This window comes from Paenibacillus sp. CF384, assembly GCF_900106745.1.
GTDB lineage: Bacteria > Bacillota > Bacilli > Paenibacillales > Paenibacillaceae > Paenibacillus_Z.
In genome coordinates, this window is the sequence record NZ_FNNV01000004.1 from 272,924 (window position 1) to 293,626 (window position 20,703).

Below are 20,703 nucleotides of genomic sequence, written 5' to 3' on the forward strand. Positions count from 1 at the left end.
TAGGTTCTTTTTATAAAACTTTCAATGTAATAAAATTGGATAATTTTATATAATATTCAAGATGCACTCCTACAACGAAAGGATCATTCATATTGGATATAGAAAAGCACCTCATCCTATTAAAAGGTGAAGATAAAACAGAAGCAATCAGTTCTTGCGCCTTCAAAGATGGAAAATGGAAAATACGATTCGAGAACGGGAAGAACTACGAGTATCATGAATCGAATGTATTATGGCTGAAAGACCCCACGGTAAATAGGCAGAATGTTGTTGTATTTCACAATGGAAAGCCTTTATCTGGAGTAGAAAGCATTCATATTTTCAGTCCATATATTCGGATATGTTATGGTTCGGGATATAAGAAAGTTTATTCTGAAAAAGAAATTAGGATGGAGCAGAATAGTCTTTCAACCCCGAGTGTGCAAGGCCTCTTTAGCTATCTTCATCAATTGGCCGGTATGGTTAGTGTGAAAGACGAAGAGGATAGCAGCTTCCTAAGTAAACAATACAAGAAATTGAACCACATTAGTCCGGATAGTATTCTCTCTAAGTATTTAGCATTAGCGACCCCAAAGGACGTTAGCGAGGATCAGCCATTACCGGTTTTTCCGTTTGGTTTTAACCTGAGTCAACAAACTGCGACCGAGAGAGCCCTAAGTCAACAAATCAGTGTGATTGAAGGGCCTCCAGGTACGGGGAAAACCCAAACTATTCTTAATATCATTGCCAATATCATTATGAATGGAAAGACAGTTGCTGTAGTTTCAAACAATAATGCCGCAACCGCTAACGTAATGGAAAAGCTACAGAAGTATGGTACTGATTATTTAGCCGCTTATTTAGGAAATAAGGTGAATAAGGAAAGGTTTTTCTCAGAGCAGAGTAAGGAATATCCCGATATGTCTTTATGGAGAATGGACCCTAATGTTTTTTCTTCATTGCAAGAACAGACTAAGGCAAATGGTGCTAAGTTGAAAGAGATGCTGAAATTTAGGAATAATCTCGCAGCACTGAGGCAAGAGTTATCTGCCTTAAGTCTGGAGAGCAAGTATTTTCATGAATACTACTACCAAGAGGTTGTTGCTCCCTATCGATCTCTATCTCGTAATAGCTCGAGTAAAGTGCTTGCACTGTGGTTGGATTATCAGAAGATGGCGCTAACTCACAACGGAACACCTTTAAAATATAAGCTAAAGTATTTGTTTAGCCATGGAATTACTAGCTTTTCCTTCTTTAAGAACTCGAATGAAGACATCATTATGTTCTTGCAGAGAATGTACTATGTACTCAAGCTAAAGGAATTAGAGAGTGAAATTTCAACACTTACTCGCAAACTGGAGCAGTATCGGTTTGAAGAGTCGATGAAGGAATATAGCGCGGATTGTATGAAACTGTTTAAAGCTTATCTTGCAGAAAAAGCGGGTGATCGTCAGCAGCGTCAAATCTTTACTCAGGATGCACTGTGGAAGGGTACTGAATTTGACTCTTTTTCAAAGGAATATCCGTTAATCCTAAGTACGACTCACTCGTTGAGAAGCTGTATCGCGGAAAATGTTCTGTTTGATTACGTGATCATGGATGAGGCTTCTCAGGTTGATATTGTAACAGGTTCATTAGCGATGGCCTGTGCCAGAAACGCAGTCATTGTCGGTGATTTGCAGCAGCTTCCTAATGTAGTACCGACTGAAGTCGCTCAAGAAACGGATCGTTTATTCTATAGCGAAGGTTTTCATCGGGCATTTCGATATTCGGAGCATAGCATGTTGTCATCAATAACGACGTTGTTTGAGGGAATCCCTAAGACCTTGCTCAGAGAACATTACCGTTGTCATCCCAAAATCATAGGATTCTGTAATCAGAAGTTCTATAATAACCAGTTAATTCTGATGTCGGAAGACGATGGGCAAGAACAGGATGCACTGGTACTCTATAAGTTGGCTGAAGGGAATCATGCGCGAGGAAATTATAATCAACGAGAAATCGATGTCATTATGAAAGAAGTATTTCCTGAGCAGAATATAGCGGGCACGCAACAATCGGTAGGCATCATATCGCCTTACCGTCTGCAGGTTGAGAAACTGCAAAAAGTAACAGGAGATTTGATGGTCGAGGTCGATACGGTTCATAAGTTTCAAGGTCGTGAGAAAGATATCGTGATCCTTTCCACGGTCGTCAATGAAGTAAATGATTTCGTAAACAATCCGAATTTGATTAATGTCGCAGTTTCTCGAGCCGTACATAAGCTAATCGTTATTGTGTCTAACAATGAGAAGAATCAGAATAGCAACCTAGGTGAGCTAGAGAGATACATCAACTATAACAACTTTGCAATAATACCAAGTGAAATTTATTCCGTATTCGACCTGTTGTATAGCCGCTACTCCGAGAAGTTATTGGCCATCATGAAGAGCGTGAAGCAAGTGTCGGCGTACAAGTCGGAAAACCTGATGCATTACGTAATAGAGAAGGTTTTAAGTGAGCCTGAGTTCCGTAACTTAGGCTTTGTTATGCACCAACCCCTTAAGATGCTGATTCGAAATCTGGATAGACTAAGTGAAGCAGAGAAGCGATATGCAATGAACATTTTAACACATACGGACTTCTTAATTTTCAATAAGCTCGACAAGAAGCCGGTGTTAGTTATAGAAGTGGATGGATACAAATATCATTCTGGCGACGTGCAAAAAGAGAGAGATAAGATGAAGGATGACATTCTTGGAAAGTATGGAATACCTATAGCAAGATTCAGAACCGATGAAAGCGAAGAAGAAAGCAGATTGCGAAGGAAGCTTCATGAACTAGTAGGCTAATTATGATAACAAGACGCAATGGCGGGTATTACCTATTATGGGCAGTTAAGGAGATTGCATTTGCCGACTTGTTTCTCTAGGTCGGCTTTTCACTGATTAAGGGACTTGAGAATATTAAACTCAAACAATAATAGAATGTTTAAACTTATTATTAAAGGAATTAAATAAAGCATTATACAAAAGGAGAAATAAAAATGTATGTTCGTATGATTCTTTTTATTGTTTCTTGTTTACTTGTTATGACAGGATGCATGAAAGAGCAAGAAAAAGAAAATAAAATTCAAAGCATTACATTGATTAATACAGTACATAAGGGAGAAAACCAACCTCCAAAAATGATCTTCGTTGACGAGGTAATACGTTTAAAGTCTAAATTTCAGAAAGAGCAAGATATTACATTTGAACTAACAAAGAGAGAATATGAAGGCAATGAAATGCTGCAATACACCATAGAAAACAAGTCTGACAACTCTATTCCAGTTGGGTTTGATGAGGGTTATATGATAGAAGTGTTAGAAAATCAGAAATGGGTTTCAGTTAGTTTTGGTAGAAATTACGATGGTTTCTTTATGGCAGGGTATTCTTTAAAAGATGGACAAAAATTCACTAAAGACCTGAGTAAAGTCAAATGGCTCGATACTGGAAAATACCGAGTAGTAAAGAGTGTTTTTATAAATAAAGATGAGAGAGTCGACTTAATAAGCGATAGCTTTAATGTTATAAAAAAATAAAAGTTGATGAACTGGGGAAAATATTTTTTGTTAAACTATTGACAACTTATGGCAAAATTAGATATTCTTTTTCTGCTAACATTTACCAACATCTAAGAGAAATGGGGAAAGTATTTTGTTTAAACGTAGAGTATTAGCATTAACAGTTAGTTTTGCATTAATCGTAGGCTCAGTTAACTTGCCAGCTTCAAAAGTAGATGCGTCTGAAAATTTATTTGCTAAGATTGAAACGTATGAGAATCTCGTAGACAAAGGCATGTACGATGTTATTCGTAGTGTTTATCCTAACTACGGAGATTATGAGAGTACAGGTTTCCATTGGTTGAACTCTACTAATCAAGATGATATTCACTATGAGTTTGTATTTGAAGTTGATGATGCCAAGACTTCTGAGTTGAAGAAGCTATTAAAGGATTACTTCAAGGCTAATAACAGCAATGTTCTTATAAAGAAGGCTAGACACAATAAGAAAGATAAAGAGCAGCGTCAGAAGGATGTTATATCTAAATTTAAAAATAAGAATGTTTTTACTGATATAAATCAATATGAACAAATCGTAGTTAAAGGTGACTTGACGGACTCTGAGAAGAGTGAACTTGTAAATGAGTTCGGTGCTGAAGAGTTGGTATTTGAGGCTTCAGACACAGCTGCTGTCAATTTAAATGGTGACCCCAATCGTCTTGTTGCTTCCACAAACCTTGGTTCTGGTATTGGCGTTAGTGATATACAAGGAGTTGGGTGTACAATTGGAGCTTTGGCTGAAAAGGATGGAATCTACTACGCACTAACAGCAGGACATTGTATCACTTTTTTGAATGATCTGAGATATCAGTATTCTGTTACATCAGCTAATCAGATTGGTGTAACACATGCAACAGGTACGTCTAGTAGTAAGGATGTCGGCTTAATAAAATTAACAAAAGGTACTAGTTCCATCTCAAGATATGCTACTGCTAAAATCTTCAAACTAACTGGATTAACATCTTCATTTACAGGTGTACTTATATCGGGTGCTCCTGCAATAGGACAGCTTGTAACTAAGAGTGGTATTACAACTGATACGACAAAAGGTTTGGTGACCGGTGTATTGGGGTCGTATACGATTAACGGTATTTCATATACCAATATGTTAACTGTTCAAAGGGAGAGCGGTTCTACGGTTGATATGTCGAGTAATGGTGATAGTGGAGCTGCCATATACAGAGACTCCGATCACTCTTTATTAGGTACACTCACCCTTTCACCTACAGCAGGTACTGCTGAAGATGGTATATGGTACGCAGGTACAAGAATCTCAGAGTTCTATTCACTATACGATGGTGGAGCATCTCATCCATTCAATATTTTGATTGGTAGCACTTCGACTAAATTGTGGTAGAAATTATATGAACCTATTTTTGAAGTAATCCAAATAGGCAGGTAAAATAGTATCAATTCAATTGCTCGGCGTGAATCTGGAATTTGTTCCAGGTTCATGCCTTATAATTTGACTTGATAGGTATTGGGAGAATCTCTTTCCACAGAAAAGCCTCTAACCAAGCATACGCGCGAAAGAATTGCTGTGCGTGTCATTTGAAACTGTTGACAATGAAAGGATCAAGATTATCACTGTTAAGGAGGGATTACGGTGACTATGGTAGCTGAAAAAATCCGTTGCAGATGTGGGACTTTAATGGACACAATCGAAAAAGATGTCTCATGGATCGGATCTGACGGTAGTCGTTATGTCATTCGTAAAGTTCCTATGTACTCATGTTCTAATCACGGATGCAGTGAGGAATATACGTCTTCTAATGTACAAATCAATGTTTCAATTTTAGCAGATGAAATGCGTAATGGTAATTTGTCCAAATCAACGGATTATGAAGAGCGGTTTTAATATTATGGTTTCAGCCACTCACTTAGAGTGGCTTTTTTGTTGTGTTTGAGATTTGAGATAGATACGAAATAAATAAATCTACCGTCTATCACCATGTGATTGGACGGTTTTTCTTGTTATCCAACTCATACAACAACTCCTGAAAAAACTAACACATTTATGAAACTATTATTATAGTCTGCCAAGCGCATTGGCTTTAGTATTAATCGTGTAGCAACGTTTGAGTGACCTAAAATAGATGGAGGTCTAACCCATGCCAAAGAAGTTATTGTTATTTGTAACCGCTACCATTCTGGTGCTGTCTTCGGCTGCTTGCAGCCAAGACAATAGTGATTCAACGGAAACGCCGAGTAATTCGACCGGGTCGTCGGAGGAAGTTGACACAGCCGTGCTCGATCCGTACACCCCCTACAAAGAAACCGTATCCTTTACGAAGGGTGTCATCAAAGGCTCGGAGAATTTTCCGGAAGGAGATAGTTTCTCGAACAATGATTATACGCGTTACGTGAAAGAACAGATGAATATCGAAACCAAGATCGCTTGGGAAGTAGATCGAAATAACTATGATCAGAAGATCGCCCTCTCCATCGCCTCGCAAGAAATACCAGATATGATGGTCGTCGACAGAAAGACGTTTAAACAGTTAATCGACAATGATCTGATCTGGGATATGACGGACATCTATGAGAAAACCATCTCCCCATTCCTGAGAAAACAATACGATTCTTATGGGGAACGTTTGTTTAAGGAAGTAACCGTGGACGGCAAGTTAATGGGGATTCCGGCGACGAATATTGGCTACTGCCAGAACGTGCTATGGATCCGCAAGGACTGGCTGGAGAAATTAAATCTAGAGGTTCCGAAGACGCTGGATGAAGTGCTTAATGTCGCCAAGCAGTTTATCGAGAAGGATCCCGGCGGGAACGGGGCGGGTAAGACCGTCGGTTTAACGACCGTGGATACCGTGTTTAGCGGGTACAATTCGCGATTCGGTCTGGATACGATTTTCTCCGTATTTGGCGCCTACCCTGGATCTTGGGTGAACCAAGATGGCAAACCGGTCTACGGTTCGGTTATGAGCGAGATGAAGCCTGCACTTACATTGATGCGGGATCTATACAAACAAGGCATTCTGGACAAGGAATTTGCAATTCGCAAGGGCGAGGATCGTGAAGCCTTGCTTGCTTCCGGACAATTGGGTATGTACTTCGGCGTGTGGTGGCCGGCGGGCGGACAGACGGCTGCCGTAACGAATAATCCGGATGCCGATTGGATTGCGGTATCGGCGCCGATCAACGAAGATGGCAAGCTCACAACCGTCGAGAATGATCCGCTGGCAGGCATTGTCGTCGTGAGCAAGAAGTTCAAGCATCCCGAAGCGATCGTGAAGGCATTGAACGCAGGATACGATAGCTTGCGCGGCAACGGTGAAGCAGGTGCAGCATCCTATGAACACTGGAACAAGAACTCTCCGGGCATGGGCTGGGGAACAATGCCGATTCCGATCGCAATTGACTATAATAACGCGATTGAAGTGCTGCTGGACGATCTAAACCGTGCACTGGAAGCAGACGACCCGAGCCTGATTACGCTTAAAGGATTCACGGGCACTTTCGATCGGATCAAAGCCAACAGAGCGAATCCCAAAGCGGATATCAATATGTACCTAGAAGAGCAGGCCAGAATCGTAGGGACGGCGGCAGCCGTCGATGAGAATCTTGAACTGGTACCGGCTGCTTTCTTCGGCCAGACGGATACGATGACGACCAAATGGTCGAACCTTCGTAAGCTGGAAACCGAGATGATGATTCAAACGATTATGGGAGAGCGTTCAATCGAAGACTTCGATAAATTCGTAACTCAATGGTATGCCATCGGCGGGCAGGAAATTACGAACGAAATAGCCGCCCAGATGAATCCATAACCTCTGGTCTGATCCCGTCAGCTATACTGCCACCAACAAGCGGCAGTATAGCTGCGTTTATTAAATCAAGAAAGGACACAACCATGCGGAAAAAATGGAATTTCGAAGTGTTGAGCTACAATATCATGTTGAGCCCGGGTATCATCCTGTTACTTATATTCAATGTTATTCCTCTCTTCGGACTTGCCATCGCATTTCAAGACTATATTCCAGCCAAAGGAATCTTGGGTTCCAAGTGGGTAGGGTTGGATCATTTCAAGTATATGTTCCAGATTCCGGACGGAATCCGCGTGACGAGCAATACGGTTATCATTGCGATTGCCAAGATTATTGTCGGCATCGTCGTACCTGTTGTCTTCGCGCTGCTGCTGCATGAAATCCGCAGCCGCACGTACAAAAGAGCGGTTCAAACGATTGTCTACATGCCGCATTTTCTATCCTGGGTTATCGTGGGCAGCATCTTCGTCTCCATGTTCTCTATGGATGGGGTCATTAATGCGGGGCTTCGAATGTTCGGCATCGAGCCGGTGATGTTCATGGCGAGCAACGACTGGTTCAGGCCGATTCTTATTCTTACGGATACTTGGAAGGAATTCGGCTATGGCGCGATCATTTATTTGGCAGCGCTTACCGCCATCGATACGAACCTTTACGAGGCTGCCGCGATAGACGGCGCTAACCGCTTCAGGCAGTTGATCCATATCACGTTAACGGGACTTGTCCCGACCATTATATTGGTTTCCGCGCTCAGTCTCGGGAACATCCTGAACGCCGGTTTCGACCAGGTCTATAACATGTATAATCCGCTCGTCTATCCAACAGCGGACATTATCGACACGTATGTTTATCGAATGGGACTAGTCGATATGCAATTCAGCCTAGGTACGGCTGTCGGGTTTATGAAGTCCGTCGTCAGCATCGTACTCATCGCCATTTCTTATTTTCTGGCAAACCGCTTTGCCGGGTACAAGATATTTTAACCGAGAAGGAGGGCTTCTATATGGTAAGATCGAAATCAGTATCCGAGAAAGTCGGTACGGCAATCGTATACTTCATTCTCACGGTGATGACCTTTGCATGTCTCTTCCCCATCCTTCATACGATAGCGGTTTCATTCTCGGATAAAGCGGCTGCCGTAGCGGGAATGGTGACCGTCTGGCCGGTTAGGTTTACGACGGCTTCGTATGATGCGATTATGCAAGACAAGCAGTTTTTCCGTTCATTCGCTAATTCGATCTTCCGCGTTGTGCTCGGAGGAGGAATTAACTTAATTCTTACCGTGATTATGGCGTATCCCTTGTCCAAGGGGATTCGGTATTTCCCGCAGAGGAATATCTATATGTGGTTCTTAATCTTGGTGATGCTCTTCAATGGCGGCATCATCCCGAATTATCTTCTCATTAACGAGATGAACATGCTGGACACGATATGGGCGCTCGTTCTGCCAGGCGCGGTGCCAGTCTTTAGCGTCATTATTCTAATGAACTTCTTCAAAGCATTGCCGGAAGAATTGGAGGAAGCGGGGCGAATGGACGGTGCCAATCCATGGGTCATCATGGTTGAAATCTTCGTGCCGCTGGCTGCTCCGTCGATCGCGACGGTAACGCTATTCTCCATCGTAGGCCATTGGAATGCTTTCTTTGACGGCATTATTTATATGAATACGGCGTCCAAACTGCCACTGCAGTCTTATATGCAAACATTGATCGTCGAGATCAGGGAGACAAGCATGATGTCGATGGAAGAGCTGCAGCGAATTAGCGAGGTTTCCAGCAAAACGTTCAATGCGGCCAAAGTGTTCGTATCCATGATTCCGATCTTACTTATTTACCCCTTCCTGCAAAAATATTTCGTTACTGGTCTTGTGATGGGCTCCGTGAAAGGGTAGTACCGGGAAGTCAGAATGTTGGCAAGGTGGATGATGGACGATGTACCGAGTCTTAATCGTGGACGATGAACAAACGGAACGAGATGGATTAGAGTATCTGATTAAGCAGCATTCTTCTTCTTTCCAGATCGATAAAGCACGCAACGGACAGGAAGCAATCGAGCAATTGACCAAGAAACCGGCCGATCTACTGATCACGGATATCAAGATGCCCTTAATGAACGGGCTTGAGCTCTCGGATAAGGCAAAAAAATTATACCCGAATCTGCTCATTCTGATTTCCAGCGCGTACGGCGATTTCGAATATATGCACGATGCGATTAAAGTGCGGGTGGACGATTATATTTTGAAGCCGGTTGTCGTCAACCATTTTATCAGGATCATGGAGAATATGCTCTCAACGCTTGATGACCGAAAGCGTAAGGAAGATAAGCGCCGCGAATTATTGCATGACTACAAGGACGCGGGCTACTTTAAGAAAGAGATGCTCATCAAGCAGCTCTTGGATGAAGAACAAGGTGTACGTCAGCGGGAGCCCGAGGACAGCATTAGCGAGAAGAAGGCGATAGCCGATGCGATTACCTTTATCGAAGGCCATTATCACCAAGAGATTGGCTTGGAATGGGTCGCGAAGCAAGTGTACCTCTCCCCCGGCTATCTAAGCGGTCTGTTCAAGAAAGAAACCGGCAAGAGCATTATTCAGTACATAACGCTATGCCGATTGGAGAACGCCAAGAAACTGCTGACCGAAACGAACATGAAAATTAACGATGTCTGTCAAGAAGTAGGCTACAATAACGCGTCTTATTTCAGCCTGATATTCAGGAAGTATTTCGGTATTACGCCTAACCATATGAGGGAGTGCAGAGGGAAGGCATGAGACCCATGATCCGGTTTTTCCTGAACATCCGTTTTAAATCCAAGCTGCTTTTATCCTATTTAATCGTCGTACTCATTCCGATTATGACCTGGGTCATGTACTCTTTTCACCAAACCAACGGATTCATAGCCGAACAGACGAAAACGAACTTTCAAAATATTGTTCTCACCACCTATAGCAATTTAGGTCAAAAAATGTCCAAAATCGAAAATTCTTTCGAGCTGATCACGCAGGATACGACCATGATCCAGATCATCAACGGCCAATACGCCAGCAATTACGATAAATACTACGATATCGTCCACAAATTCGATCCTATGATTAACGCTCTGCAAATGATGAATCCCGAAATCAAGAAAATCAATATTTTCACGAACGGCGACATTAAGAATGCCAGAGGCATCTTCATGGATCTAGCTAGTTTAAGGGATAAATTCACCTACCTATCTGTCGTGGACACGATAGAACCGGTCTGGATATTCGAAGATGGCAAGCTGCATGTAGTGAAACAGGTCCTGTCGCTTGAGAATGTCAGGGAATCCGCGATTGTCTCTCTTGAGATTGATCCCGCTTTAATTTTCAAGAACAACGTGGCTCTTCAATTCCAGAATTACGGCATGCTCATAGCCGACGGCAACGGAACTATCGTTTATCAAGAGGATCATCTCGTGCGTACGGCCACAGGCGGAAGTTTGAAGGAAGTGCTGGCCGACCTCCAAAGCAATAGCAACATCATCCTATTTAAACAGAACACCTATCCGAAAGGATGGGATTTTTATATGTATATGGATACCCAGTCTCATGCCATCTCTATTAATAGTGCTTTCAAATCGACGATCTTCATCGTGCTGGTGTCCGTTGTACTGATCTTCATTGTCAGCATGCTGTTCTCGAGAACATTCGTCAGACGCATCACGAAGCTTAACCGACTGCTGTCGGGCGTGGTGGCGGACGGATTCGAGACCAATATCAAGTCGGATTTCAAAGACGAGATCGGCGAAATAACGAACAGCATCGGAGCTGTGGTCAAGCAAACGAGGCAGTTGATCGATGAAGTGCACAGCAGCCATACACAGCAGCGGGATTCTGAGTTAAAGGCGCTGCAGTCCCAAATCAATCCTCACTTTCTCTATAACACGTTATCCACGATCAATTGGCAGGCTATCCAAAGCGGCAACAGTGACATTTCGAAACTCGCGATTTCGCTTTCTTCCTTCTATCGTTCAACTTTAAACAAAGGGAATATGGTGACCACAGTTCAATACGAGTTGGAGAACATTCGGGCTTATCTGGATATACAGCTTAGCATCAGCCGCCATTCGTTCAACGTCATCTATGAGATCGAAGACCACATTCTCGAATACAATATGCCGAATATTATTTTGCAGCCGGTTGTGGAAAATGCGGTAGAGCATGGGCTGGTCTCTACGATGAACAGCGGGGATGGCCTCATTATCATTAGAGCGTACGAATCGGGCAATGATATCTTGTTCGAAGTGATCGATAACGGCGGAGGCATCAGCGAGGAGACCATCAGAGACGTGTTAATCCACGGCAAGAAAGGGTTTGGACTCAAAAACGTCGATAACCGGTTAAAGTTGTATTTTGATCAGGAATACGGATTGTCCTTCCATAGCATGGAGCCGCATGGCACGAAAGCTACGATAAGGATTCCGAAGTATGTGGAGATCTAAGAACCCCACACAAACCTTTACAAAAACTCCTCCCCCATTTAATGAACAATCAATAGTTGCTCTTTACCATAAAGGAAGGAGCTAAATTAGGTTTTTCCAGGAGGAGAGAGCGAATGCGATTGATTCTGATGGGGGACTTGCATTATCACGATATCGAGGAATTGATTCCGGGGCTGGCTGCGGCTAGGACTGCTTTCTACCACACGTTGCTGGGGCGATTTATGAATACGGTCGGGGATTGGCATATATCGCTGGGAGATCTGACGAATGTGGGATCGCCTTCGGAGCTGCAAGGGGTTTATGAGCTGCTGCAGCACGAGAAGCAGGGGCGGAGATTCATTCATGTGCTGGGCAACCACGATCTCTACTTACTGCCACGCGAGCAGGTGTTGGAGATGACGGGCCAGAAGCGTTATCACGCGATCGATACGGATGAGGCGATGTTAGTGTTTCTGGATACGGCGAGAGAGCTGGACATTACCGACTGGAGCGGTTGGGTGGACGAGGAACAGCTGCGCTGGTTGGAGGCTTGTGTGGAGCGATCCGGCTCAAAGCCGCTGCTTGTCTTCGGTCATCACCCTGTTTATCGGACGACATCAAGGTCCGAGATGCACAATGAATCCATTCATCCCAGCATCGACATGTGGCGCATTCTGAGCCGAAAAAAACAAGGAATTGGCGTGTATTTCAACGGTCACACGCACGTGAATTCAATCGTTTCGCAGAGCAATTGGACGTTCGTACAGCTGGCTGCCTGCCTGGACCATCCTGAATTCCGAATTGTGGAGGTGGAGGGAGAGCATATCCGAATCTCCACGGTCGATGTGGCAGACGAAGGCATGATGGATCATGCGGACCTGATGCACAAGTATATGCCGTTTTTTGACCCGAATCCGGACGGACGCGGACAAAATGCTGACCGCCATCATGTGATTTCCTTGTGGACATCGGCAGCGGTGCAGCCCTTATAATACATCTCTACAAACTGAAAGACCCAAGCGAACCTCTCGCTTGGGTCTTTCCTCGTATAATCCTCGAGACGCTGGGAAACCGTTATTAAGCATTTTTTTCCTATTGGCCGATATCAACTAGTAGTCTTGTAGATGATATTGTAAGGGGGTATAAATAATTAAGACAGCTCAAAAACATTCGACGACTCATTCCGCGGGTCAAACTAGGGCATCATCTAAAACCTTGACTCCTTCACATTTACATCCAGTCTTGCAGCTGCAGCGCATGATTGGTAATCGGGCAACCGTCAGTTTATTAAAGGCTAATCAAAAGCCCATACAACGTAATGAATACCCTTCGAACGACGAGTTAGAGAGTGCAAGCAATAAGGTGGAAGGCGACGATAACCGCACGCCAGGACTTGCTTTAGCTAAATCCGATGCACAATCGGAACCGGAGTCTATGCCTGTTGCCAAATATAACGAGGAATTAAAAAGATGGTTTATTGACGGCGAATTGGCGACCGGAACATTTCTATTTGTGACGAAGCGCGATAAAAGCGATCTGGGAACTCTCTACCTTGCAAAGGATTCGGAGGTAAAAGGCAAACATGATAATGTGAAGCCCGTTGGACATATGGGTCTGGCAAGGAGGGCCGGGGCAGTCGAGGAGAACAAAGAAGTTGTAGGCTATGCAGGTAATATCGTGTTTACGGAAGGCTACGTTGCGCGTTGGACCAATGATTCCGGGCACTTCACGCCGCCTGGATTGAAACAGGAGTCTACACAGAAAGATAAGTCCTACTGGGGATTGCCTTATAAAGCTTTCAAAGATTTCAAGACGCTGGGGGACCCGCCCGATACTTCTCTTGTGAAACCATTTGCCGAAATGATGCAGAAGCGCGAAGAAATTAATCAAGTAATCGAAGAGGCTAAGGAAGAAGCTAATCACAATGAGAAATTTATTGCTGGAAAAGCTGTGAAAAAACTTAAAGGAGGTTCGTTAATTCCTGAGAGCCTCACACAGGGGAGTGCAAAGAGGCTTATTGAATTCTTTGTTGAAAAAAGGGCATTGTCTGACGAGGAATTTGCTGTGGAAGGCATGAGAAAAGTGATTAACAAACAAATCATTGTCCTTAAAGATTCATGACGCTAGAAATGAATACATCCGCATACATGTGAGGTCATGCTAATGAACTATCAAGTTACTTCGAATTGGGATGAGCGCTTATGGCGCAAGGTAGAGCCGGTGTACCGGGAAGCCTTTCCCGAACATAGAGGGAAGAGCGAGGGCGTCATCCGCCGCATGTTTCAGCGCAAGCTGAGCGAGCTGCATACATGGATGGAAGAAGGCGAAGTCGTCGCTATGGCGCTGACAGCGACTGACCCTGAGGCGCATGTGCTCGTAATCGACTATCTCGCCGTGCGGGCAAGTCGAAGAGGCGGCGGTCTTGGCCGCCATTGCGTGGAAGAGATCAGCGAGTGGGCGAAGTCGTCGGAAGCCTGCCGCGCGATCATTATCGAGGTTGAAGCGGAGCAAACGGAGGAGAATGCGGAGCGCATCCGATTCTGGCAGCGGACAGGCTTTCAGCTCACCAGTTATGTGCATCCTTACATCTGGGTGCCTGAGACGTATCACGCGATGTATTTGCCGCTCGCGCCTGCGTTTAAGCCGGAGGATGATGGTCAATCGCTGTTCTCATTCATCACCAAGTATCACGAGAAAGCGTACCGCGGCGGCGATATTAAATAGCATTGGATAACGACGAAACGGCGGCCTGAGGGCTGCCGTTTCGTCGTTATCCAAGAACGGAACATGAAGATCTTTACAAAAAGTCCTCCTTCACTTAATGGACAATCAACACTCGCCCTGTACCCTAAGGAAGAGCATTGACAAATCCATCTATCCAGGAGGAGAGAACGAATGAAACTACTGCTAATGGGTGACTTGCATTATCACGACATTGATACTACGATTCCGGGGCTGCCGGAGGCTAGGACGGCTTTCTACGGGACGCTGCTGGAGCAATTCCTGAATACGGATGCCGATGTGCATATATCGCTTGGGGACCTGACGAATTTCGGCTCGCGCGAGGAGCTGCTGGACGTGTATGATCTGCTGTGGCATGAGAAGCGGAATTTCATTCATGTGCTGGGCAACCATGATCTCTACTCGCAGACACGCGAGCAGGTGCTGGAGATTACGGGGCAGGAGCGTTATCACGCCATCGATACGGACGTGGCGACGCTGGTGTTTCTGGACACGGCTAGAGAAATGAACACTGCCGATTGGAGCGGTTGGATGGATGATGAGCAGCTGCAATGGTTGGCGTACTGCGTGGAGAAATCCGGCACGAAGCCGCTGCTTGTCTTCGGTCATCACCCTGTGTATCAGACGACGACAAGGTCGGAGCTGGACAAAGGCTCGATTCATCCCAGCATCGACATGTGGAGCATTCTGAATCGGAAACAAGGAACAGGTGTTTATTTCAACGGGCACACGCATGTGGATTCAATCGTAGCGCAGAACAATTGGACGTTCGTGCAGTTGTCCGCAGCTTTGGATCAACCTGGCTTCCGCATGGTCGAGCTCGAGGATGAGCAGATCCGCATCTCGGCCATAGATCTCACAGTCGAAGACGAAGGCTTGATGGAGCATGCTGAAACCCTTCATAAGCATATCTCGCATTACCGCTACAACCCCGACGCTCGCGGGCTAGACACCGACCGTGAATATAACATTCCCTTGATGCCGGTAACCGCAACAGCGGAGCAGCCTCAATAATGGAGACAACCAGAACGAAGCAGGCTGCTTTGAACCATGCCACCTTTCTGGAGCGCCTTGCCGCGCACAGAATGATCGCTTCCATTAAGGACCCGAGGCATATTGAGACCGCCTTGTCCTTACGCAACCAGTTGAGCGGCGTCTTCTTGTTAACCGGGCACATCGGCGTTATACAAGGATATGTGGATGTGTTCAAGCAGCACGAGCTCCCGGTCTTCCTGCATCTGGAGAAGATCGGCGGTCTCAGCACGGACAATTACGGGTTGGATTATCTGGCGAAGGTCATTAAGCCGACAGGCATTATTTCGACCAAGACCAATGTCGTGAAGACCGCGAAGAAGATGGGCCTGCTCACCATTCAACGTTTCTTCCTCGTCGATAGCGAAGGCTTGGACAACATTGCGAAGAGCCTCGCCCTGAGCGAGCCGGATATCGTGGAGGTCATGCCTGCTCGTATTCCTGATATATTTGACAAGGTGAAGGCGTTCACTTCGCTTCCGATCATTACCGGAGGTTTGCTGTACGAACCTGAGCAGGCGGAGAGTTGTTTGAGACACGGAGCCGCTGCGATCTCGACGTCTAAGCCGGAGTTATGGAAATGCATAGGATCTTCGCTCCTAACCACTAGATGAAAATCCATATAATCTTTGCAATAGGATAACCTTGCGTTAACGAAACTGCTGTATCATTCATTATGAAAAGTAAATAGCGATCGGTTGGAGTAATGGAGAAACCTTATCCGCTTGAGGGCTAATAGCCTTCGGCAGGATTAAGGTTTCTTTTCTGCACCCTCACGATCGTAAAACAAATTAGGTAGAGAAAAGGTGGAGGATTGGACGATGGTTAAGAAGCTTACTACTGTGACACTTGCGATGCTTATGACAACAGGAGTGCTGTCGGCATGCGGAGCAAGCGAGAAGAACACGGACAACAACACTAGCGCAAACACAAACACTAGCGCGAATGCCAACACGAACAACACGACGGCAGGAGCAGCAGAGCCCGCGACAACAGATGCATCGAAGAAGATCGTAATCAAATATTGGTATGCGTTCGGTGACAAAATCGAAGAAGCCAAGCAGCACATGGTTCAAACGTTCAATGAGTCGCAGGACAAAATTGAAGTCGTGGCGGAGCACCAAGGCAACTACGAGGATCTCCACGCGAAAGTACAAGCAGCCTTCGCAGCCGGAGACGCGCCTGCGGTATCCGATCTTGAAATCTCATCCACGGGTGTATTCGCTCACTCCGGCATGCTGGAAGAATTGACAGCTTATGCAGAGCGCGACAAGGATCAGCTGAAGCTGGATGATTTTAACCCGGGTCTGATGGGCAATGCCTACGTGGACAGCAAGCTGTACGGCCTTCCATTCATGCGCAGCACGCCGATTCTATATAAGAACGTCACGATGCTCAAAGACGCCGGACTCGACCCTGCTGGACCAAAAACATGGGATGAGCTGGAAGAATACTCCCGCGTCCTGAAGTCGAAAGGCAAGCTCGGCATGACGGTACCTGCTGATATCTGGTTCTATGAAGGTCTAGTTGCCCAAAGCGGCGGCAAAATGCTCAGCGAAGACGGCAAGACAGCCACGTTCAATACGCCTGAAGGTGTTGCGCCAGTTGAGTTCTGGAAGAAGCTGAACAGCGAAGGGTTGATCAAGATCCCGATGGGTGACGAAGCGGGAGCAACGGCGGATAAAGACTGGTCTAACCAACTGTCTGCATTCAAATTTGCTTCGACGGCCGGCGTAACCGGAAGCCTGGAACTGGCTAAGCAAGGCGGCTTCGAGATGGAGACTTCGTTCATGCCTTCCAATGTCAGCTACGGCGTTCCGACAGGCGGCTGTCAGCTTGTCATTACGTCGAAGATCAGCGATGAAGAGAAACAAGCCGCTTGGGAATTCTTGAAATGGATGACTTCGAAAGAAAATACGATCTACCAGCACAAGCATGTCGGTTACTTGCCGACTCGTATGTCCGCTGTGGAGAGCGATGAGCTGAAGGCGCATTTTGCCGAGTTCCCGCAATTCAAGGTAGCCGTTGATCAGCTGCAATACGCTAGACCGCGCCCAATGGAGAACGCATATCCGGAAGTGGCGAAGGTCATCAGAGAAGCGATCGAGAAAGCCATTCTCGATCCGAAAACAACGCCGCAGGAAGCGATGGATCAAGCGGCGGAGAAAGCCAACAAGCTGCTCGCCAAATAAGATTTCGCACTACAACCAAGGAGGAGCCTTGCGCTCGCAAGTCTTCTCCTTGTCATCTCAAGAGCAGGGGAGCTTGCATCAATGCACAACGAGAATTGGTTGTCTGGGATTAAAGTGGTTATTTTCGATATGGACGGGACGCTCTACCAGGAAGATACCTATCTGGATCGGTATATCCGTTACCTCTTAGAGGGCACGGCGCATGAAGGAGAAACCGATGCAGCCATTCAATTAGGGAGAGCGATTCGGGCAGGCGAGCATGCGATCCAATTCGGACATTTCTATCATAAGCGGGATGATGTGTGGTTGGTTCGAGAGGGAACGTCGTTCGTCCGGGGCAATACCTGGGAGGGGACTAAAGTGGCCGATGAGCAAGCTCTTGGTTACGGAACGGTGTCTGCCCAAGTGCAGCATCTTGTTCCGATTGGCGACCCATGGGGCATTGCAGCGGCACTTAACCACAGATATAAACTTCCCGAACAGAATCTGAAAGCCGCGTTCGATCGGGTTCGTAAGGAAATGGTCGAAGAAGCTCGCTATCAATTCTTCTGCCACACCGACTTGTTCCGAGCCATCCAAGAGCTGACCGCTGTCGAGATTAAAGCGCTCATGACCAATACCCATCACATTTCCGGTATCGAGTTCACGAGCTATATGGGAATCCGTCATTTGTTCGAAGAGGTCGTGTACGACGCCAATAAGCCTAACGGCCTTCATTTATACATGAAAACGCTGCTTGAGCAAGGGTACCAGGCACATGAAATTCTGTCGATTGGGGATAACCCGTGGAATGATCTGCATCCGGTGAAGCAGCTGGGCGGCAGAACTTGTTTGATCTCTCCTTATCCAAGCAGTGATCGGGAGGTCTGGGATTTGCGTTTGCACCATCTGGATGAGCTGGAGCAGCTCATGCGTACGATTCAACAATCCATCACAAGGAGGAACATGGCGGATGGCGAAGATCGAATTGAAGCAGATCGGCAAGAAGTTCAAGGATGAGACCGTCATTGAGAATTTGAACCTGACCATCAAGGATGGATCGTTCACCGTTCTTGTCGGGCCTTCGGGCTGTGGGAAATCCACGACTCTGCGCATGGTAGCGGGGCTTGAGAAGCTGACGAGCGGGGAGATCTGGATAGACGATAAATGCGTGAACGATACGCCGCCGGGGCTGCGGGACGTGGCGATGGTTTTTCAGAACTATGCGCTGTATCCCACGATGACCGTGCGCGGCAATATCGAATTCGGCCTTAAGAATAGAGGCATTGCCAAGAGCGAGCGAGAGAAGCTGATCACGGACATTTGCGAGATTGTCGGTTTAGCTCCGCATCTGAACAAGAAACCGCAGACCTTATCCGGCGGACAACGCCAGCGGGTGGCGCTCGCTCGGGCCATGGTGAAACAGCCGAAGGTGTTCATTCTCGATGAGCCCTTGTCCAATCTGGACGCGAAGCTGCGTAACCAGATGAGAACGGAATTGATTCAGCTGCATAAGCGCCTTGGCACGACGTTCGTCTACGTGACGCATGATCAGGTAGAAGCGATGTCGATGGGCGATGAGATCGTCGTCATGAACAAAGGGGTGATCCAACAAGCAGATACGCCGATGAAGCTGTATCATGACCCGGCTAACCAATTCACCGCGGAGTTCATCGGAACGCCAGCCATGAACATGATGGATGTACGAGATATCCACGAGCTGGAGATCCAGTCATCCAGCACTGTGAGCCGTGTAGGATTCCGTCCGGAGCAGGCGCTGATCGGCGCGGCCGAAGCGGTGGAAGGCTACGACATCGAAGGCGAGATTCTAACCCGCGAGAGCCTTGGAGCGGAAAATATCTATCAGATCCAATCGCGAAGCGGCATCTTCTTCGTCAAAACCTTCCTTGCTCCGCTAGTAACTACCGCGCACGTGAAAGTCACGATTCCGTATGAGCAGCTCTATTATTTCGGGCTGAACGGAGAGAGACTGCGCGGCGTGGAGGCTCGGGCAAGCTCGAAACAATTGGCGACGGCTGGAGGCAGATGACATGACGGTATGGGAAAGACTGCGTCCGTATAGCATGGTCGCCCCGGCGATTATCGTATTCTCCTTGTTCTTCATCTATCCCATCTTCTACATGATCTACTTAAGCATGTTCGATTGGAATTTCGTCAGCCCGACGAAGACCTTCGTAGGCATGCAGAACTTCAAAGACCTGCTGTCGGAGCCGGATTTCCGGCAGGTACTTACGAACACGACGATTTACACGCTGCTGACGGTAACGCTGACGACCGGAATCGCGCTGCTGCTCGCCCTATGGCTGAATCGCAAAAGCTTCTTCCACGGCTTCGTCCAAGGCGCGATCTTCAGCCCGCACATTATCTCGCTCGTGTCGATTTCCTTGCTATGGAGCTGGTTGATGGATCCCGAGTACGGGCTGCTCAACTGGGTAATCGGGCTCGTGGGTTTCGGTAAGCTGGCATGGTTGTCTCATCCTAGCACATCACTCGTCTCGCTGGTTATCGTAGCCGTATGGAAAGGACTCGGCTATAACGCGTTGGTGTTCATCGCAGGGCTGCAGAGCATCCCGCCAGATATCTTTGAAGCGGCTTCTCTGGATCGTTCGAAGCCATGGACGACGTTCAGGAAGCTGATCCTGCCGATGCTGTCGCCTTCGATTTTCTTCCTGGTGGTCATTAACATGATTGGTTCGTTCCAAGTATTCGAGACCATCGCCATTATGACGCAGGGCGGGCCGATCAACTCTACTAATACGCTGGTCTATTTCATCTACGAGAACGGATTCCGGTTCTTCAAGATCGGTTATGCTTCTGCGGCCGGCGTCATCTTGCTGGTCATCATCGGGATTCTTACGATTATCTATTTCAAATTACTGTCGAAGCGCGTTCATTACCGTTAAGAAGAGGTGAAGCTCTTGAAAGCCGTAGACAATACGATCAGCGGCCCAT

18 protein-coding genes are annotated in these 20,703 nt (G+C 46.4%); all 18 read left to right on the forward strand.

What is annotated here, in order from left to right:
* Window positions 1-92 precede the first annotated feature (92 nt).
* The 18 genes from BLW29_RS10315 to BLW29_RS10395 all read left to right on the forward strand — a co-directional run bounded on the left by BLW29_RS10315 (window position 93) and on the right by BLW29_RS10395 (window position 20,654).
* Window positions 93-2,810, forward strand: a complete 2,718-nt coding sequence (locus BLW29_RS10315; protein ID WP_090978990.1) for an AAA domain-containing protein — start codon at window positions 93-95, stop codon at window positions 2,808-2,810.
* 194 nt (window positions 2,811-3,004) lie between these two features.
* The gene (locus BLW29_RS10320) at window positions 3,005-3,541 is read left to right on the forward strand and encodes an immunoglobulin-like domain-containing protein (protein WP_090978993.1); all 537 of its coding nucleotides are present in this window, start codon (window positions 3,005-3,007) and stop codon (window positions 3,539-3,541) included.
* 115 nt (window positions 3,542-3,656) lie between these two features.
* A complete protein-coding gene (locus BLW29_RS10325; RefSeq protein WP_090978996.1) occupies window positions 3,657-4,919 on the forward strand; it encodes a chymotrypsin family serine protease in 1,263 nt (420 codons plus the stop codon).
* Between the two features lie 249 nt (window positions 4,920-5,168).
* A complete protein-coding gene (locus tag BLW29_RS31135; RefSeq protein WP_143044379.1) occupies window positions 5,169-5,420 on the forward strand; it encodes a hypothetical protein in 252 nt (83 codons plus the stop codon).
* A 253-nt stretch (window positions 5,421-5,673) separates the two neighbouring features.
* Window positions 5,674-7,344, forward strand: a complete 1,671-nt coding sequence (locus tag BLW29_RS10330; RefSeq protein WP_090978998.1) for an extracellular solute-binding protein — start codon at window positions 5,674-5,676, stop codon at window positions 7,342-7,344.
* A gap of 83 nt (window positions 7,345-7,427) precedes the next feature.
* The gene (locus BLW29_RS10335; RefSeq protein ID WP_090979000.1) at window positions 7,428-8,324 is read left to right on the forward strand and encodes an ABC transporter permease; all 897 of its coding nucleotides are present in this window, start codon (window positions 7,428-7,430) and stop codon (window positions 8,322-8,324) included.
* A gap of 20 nt (window positions 8,325-8,344) precedes the next feature.
* Window positions 8,345-9,232: a carbohydrate ABC transporter permease gene (locus BLW29_RS10340; protein ID WP_090979003.1), complete on the forward strand. Its 888-nt coding sequence runs from the start codon at window positions 8,345-8,347 to the stop codon at window positions 9,230-9,232.
* A 40-nt stretch (window positions 9,233-9,272) separates the two neighbouring features.
* Window positions 9,273-10,112 (forward strand): response regulator transcription factor, encoded by an 840-nt coding sequence (locus tag BLW29_RS10345; RefSeq protein WP_090979006.1) that lies wholly within the window; start codon window positions 9,273-9,275, stop codon window positions 10,110-10,112.
* A complete protein-coding gene (locus BLW29_RS10350) occupies window positions 10,109-11,806 on the forward strand; it encodes a sensor histidine kinase (RefSeq protein ID WP_090979009.1) in 1,698 nt (565 codons plus the stop codon). The genes BLW29_RS10345 and BLW29_RS10350 overlap by 4 nt, the downstream gene beginning before the upstream one ends.
* Window positions 11,807-11,919: 113 nt before the next feature.
* Complete coding sequence (locus BLW29_RS10355) at window positions 11,920-12,777, forward strand: metallophosphoesterase family protein (RefSeq protein ID WP_090979012.1); 858 nt, start codon at window positions 11,920-11,922, stop codon at window positions 12,775-12,777.
* Window positions 12,778-13,042: 265 nt separating this feature from the next.
* Window positions 13,043-13,906 carry a hypothetical protein gene (locus BLW29_RS10360; protein WP_090979015.1) on the forward strand — a complete coding sequence of 288 codons (864 nt, stop codon included), beginning with the start codon at window positions 13,043-13,045 and terminating at the stop codon, window positions 13,904-13,906.
* A 42-nt stretch (window positions 13,907-13,948) separates the two neighbouring features.
* Window positions 13,949-14,509, forward strand: a complete 561-nt coding sequence (locus tag BLW29_RS10365; RefSeq protein ID WP_177186570.1) for a GNAT family N-acetyltransferase — start codon at window positions 13,949-13,951, stop codon at window positions 14,507-14,509.
* A 171-nt stretch (window positions 14,510-14,680) separates the two neighbouring features.
* Window positions 14,681-15,541: a metallophosphoesterase family protein gene (locus BLW29_RS10370; protein ID WP_090979021.1), complete on the forward strand. Its 861-nt coding sequence runs from the start codon at window positions 14,681-14,683 to the stop codon at window positions 15,539-15,541.
* On the forward strand, window positions 15,541-16,173 hold the full coding sequence (locus BLW29_RS10375; protein WP_090979024.1) for a glycerol-3-phosphate responsive antiterminator: 633 nt from the start codon (window positions 15,541-15,543) through the stop codon (window positions 16,171-16,173). Before BLW29_RS10370 ends, BLW29_RS10375 begins: the two co-directional genes overlap by 1 nt.
* Before the next feature lie 207 nt (window positions 16,174-16,380).
* Window positions 16,381-17,751, forward strand: a complete 1,371-nt coding sequence (locus BLW29_RS10380) for an ABC transporter substrate-binding protein (RefSeq protein WP_090979027.1) — start codon at window positions 16,381-16,383, stop codon at window positions 17,749-17,751.
* A gap of 81 nt (window positions 17,752-17,832) precedes the next feature.
* A complete protein-coding gene (locus tag BLW29_RS10385) occupies window positions 17,833-18,750 on the forward strand; it encodes an HAD family hydrolase (RefSeq protein ID WP_090979029.1) in 918 nt (305 codons plus the stop codon).
* The gene (locus tag BLW29_RS10390) at window positions 18,704-19,780 is read left to right on the forward strand and encodes an ABC transporter ATP-binding protein (protein WP_090979032.1); all 1,077 of its coding nucleotides are present in this window, start codon (window positions 18,704-18,706) and stop codon (window positions 19,778-19,780) included. The genes BLW29_RS10385 and BLW29_RS10390 overlap by 47 nt, the downstream gene beginning before the upstream one ends.
* A gap of 1 nt (window position 19,781) precedes the next feature.
* Window positions 19,782-20,654 carry a carbohydrate ABC transporter permease gene (locus tag BLW29_RS10395; protein ID WP_090979035.1) on the forward strand — a complete coding sequence of 291 codons (873 nt, stop codon included), beginning with the start codon at window positions 19,782-19,784 and terminating at the stop codon, window positions 20,652-20,654.
* Window positions 20,655-20,703: the final 49 nt, after the last annotated feature.

What these genes read in the sequence shown, in the direction of transcription:
- BLW29_RS10320 (WP_090978993.1), top strand. Translation starts at nt 3,005, where the DNA reads ATGTATGTTCGTATGATTCTTTTTATTGTTTCTTGTTTACTTGTTATG.
- BLW29_RS10330 (WP_090978998.1), top strand. Translation starts at nt 5,674, where the DNA reads ATGCCAAAGAAGTTATTGTTATTTGTAACCGCTACCATTCTGGTGCTG.
- BLW29_RS10335 (WP_090979000.1), top strand. Translation starts at nt 7,428, where the DNA reads ATGCGGAAAAAATGGAATTTCGAAGTGTTGAGCTACAATATCATGTTG.
- BLW29_RS10340 (WP_090979003.1), top strand. Translation starts at nt 8,345, where the DNA reads ATGGTAAGATCGAAATCAGTATCCGAGAAAGTCGGTACGGCAATCGTA.
- BLW29_RS10345 (WP_090979006.1), top strand. Translation starts at nt 9,273, where the DNA reads ATGTACCGAGTCTTAATCGTGGACGATGAACAAACGGAACGAGATGGA.
- BLW29_RS10350 (WP_090979009.1), top strand. Translation starts at nt 10,109, where the DNA reads ATGAGACCCATGATCCGGTTTTTCCTGAACATCCGTTTTAAATCCAAG.
- BLW29_RS10355 (WP_090979012.1), top strand. Translation starts at nt 11,920, where the DNA reads ATGCGATTGATTCTGATGGGGGACTTGCATTATCACGATATCGAGGAA.
- BLW29_RS10360 (WP_090979015.1), top strand. Translation starts at nt 13,043, where the DNA reads ATGATTGGTAATCGGGCAACCGTCAGTTTATTAAAGGCTAATCAAAAG.
- BLW29_RS10365 (WP_177186570.1), top strand. Translation starts at nt 13,949, where the DNA reads ATGAACTATCAAGTTACTTCGAATTGGGATGAGCGCTTATGGCGCAAG.
- BLW29_RS10370 (WP_090979021.1), top strand. Translation starts at nt 14,681, where the DNA reads ATGAAACTACTGCTAATGGGTGACTTGCATTATCACGACATTGATACT.
- BLW29_RS10375 (WP_090979024.1), top strand. Translation starts at nt 15,541, where the DNA reads ATGGAGACAACCAGAACGAAGCAGGCTGCTTTGAACCATGCCACCTTT.
- BLW29_RS10380 (WP_090979027.1), top strand. Translation starts at nt 16,381, where the DNA reads ATGGTTAAGAAGCTTACTACTGTGACACTTGCGATGCTTATGACAACA.
- BLW29_RS10385 (WP_090979029.1), top strand. Translation starts at nt 17,833, where the DNA reads ATGCACAACGAGAATTGGTTGTCTGGGATTAAAGTGGTTATTTTCGAT.
- BLW29_RS10390 (WP_090979032.1), top strand. Translation starts at nt 18,704, where the DNA reads ATGGCGAAGATCGAATTGAAGCAGATCGGCAAGAAGTTCAAGGATGAG.
- BLW29_RS10395 (WP_090979035.1), top strand. Translation starts at nt 19,782, where the DNA reads ATGACGGTATGGGAAAGACTGCGTCCGTATAGCATGGTCGCCCCGGCG.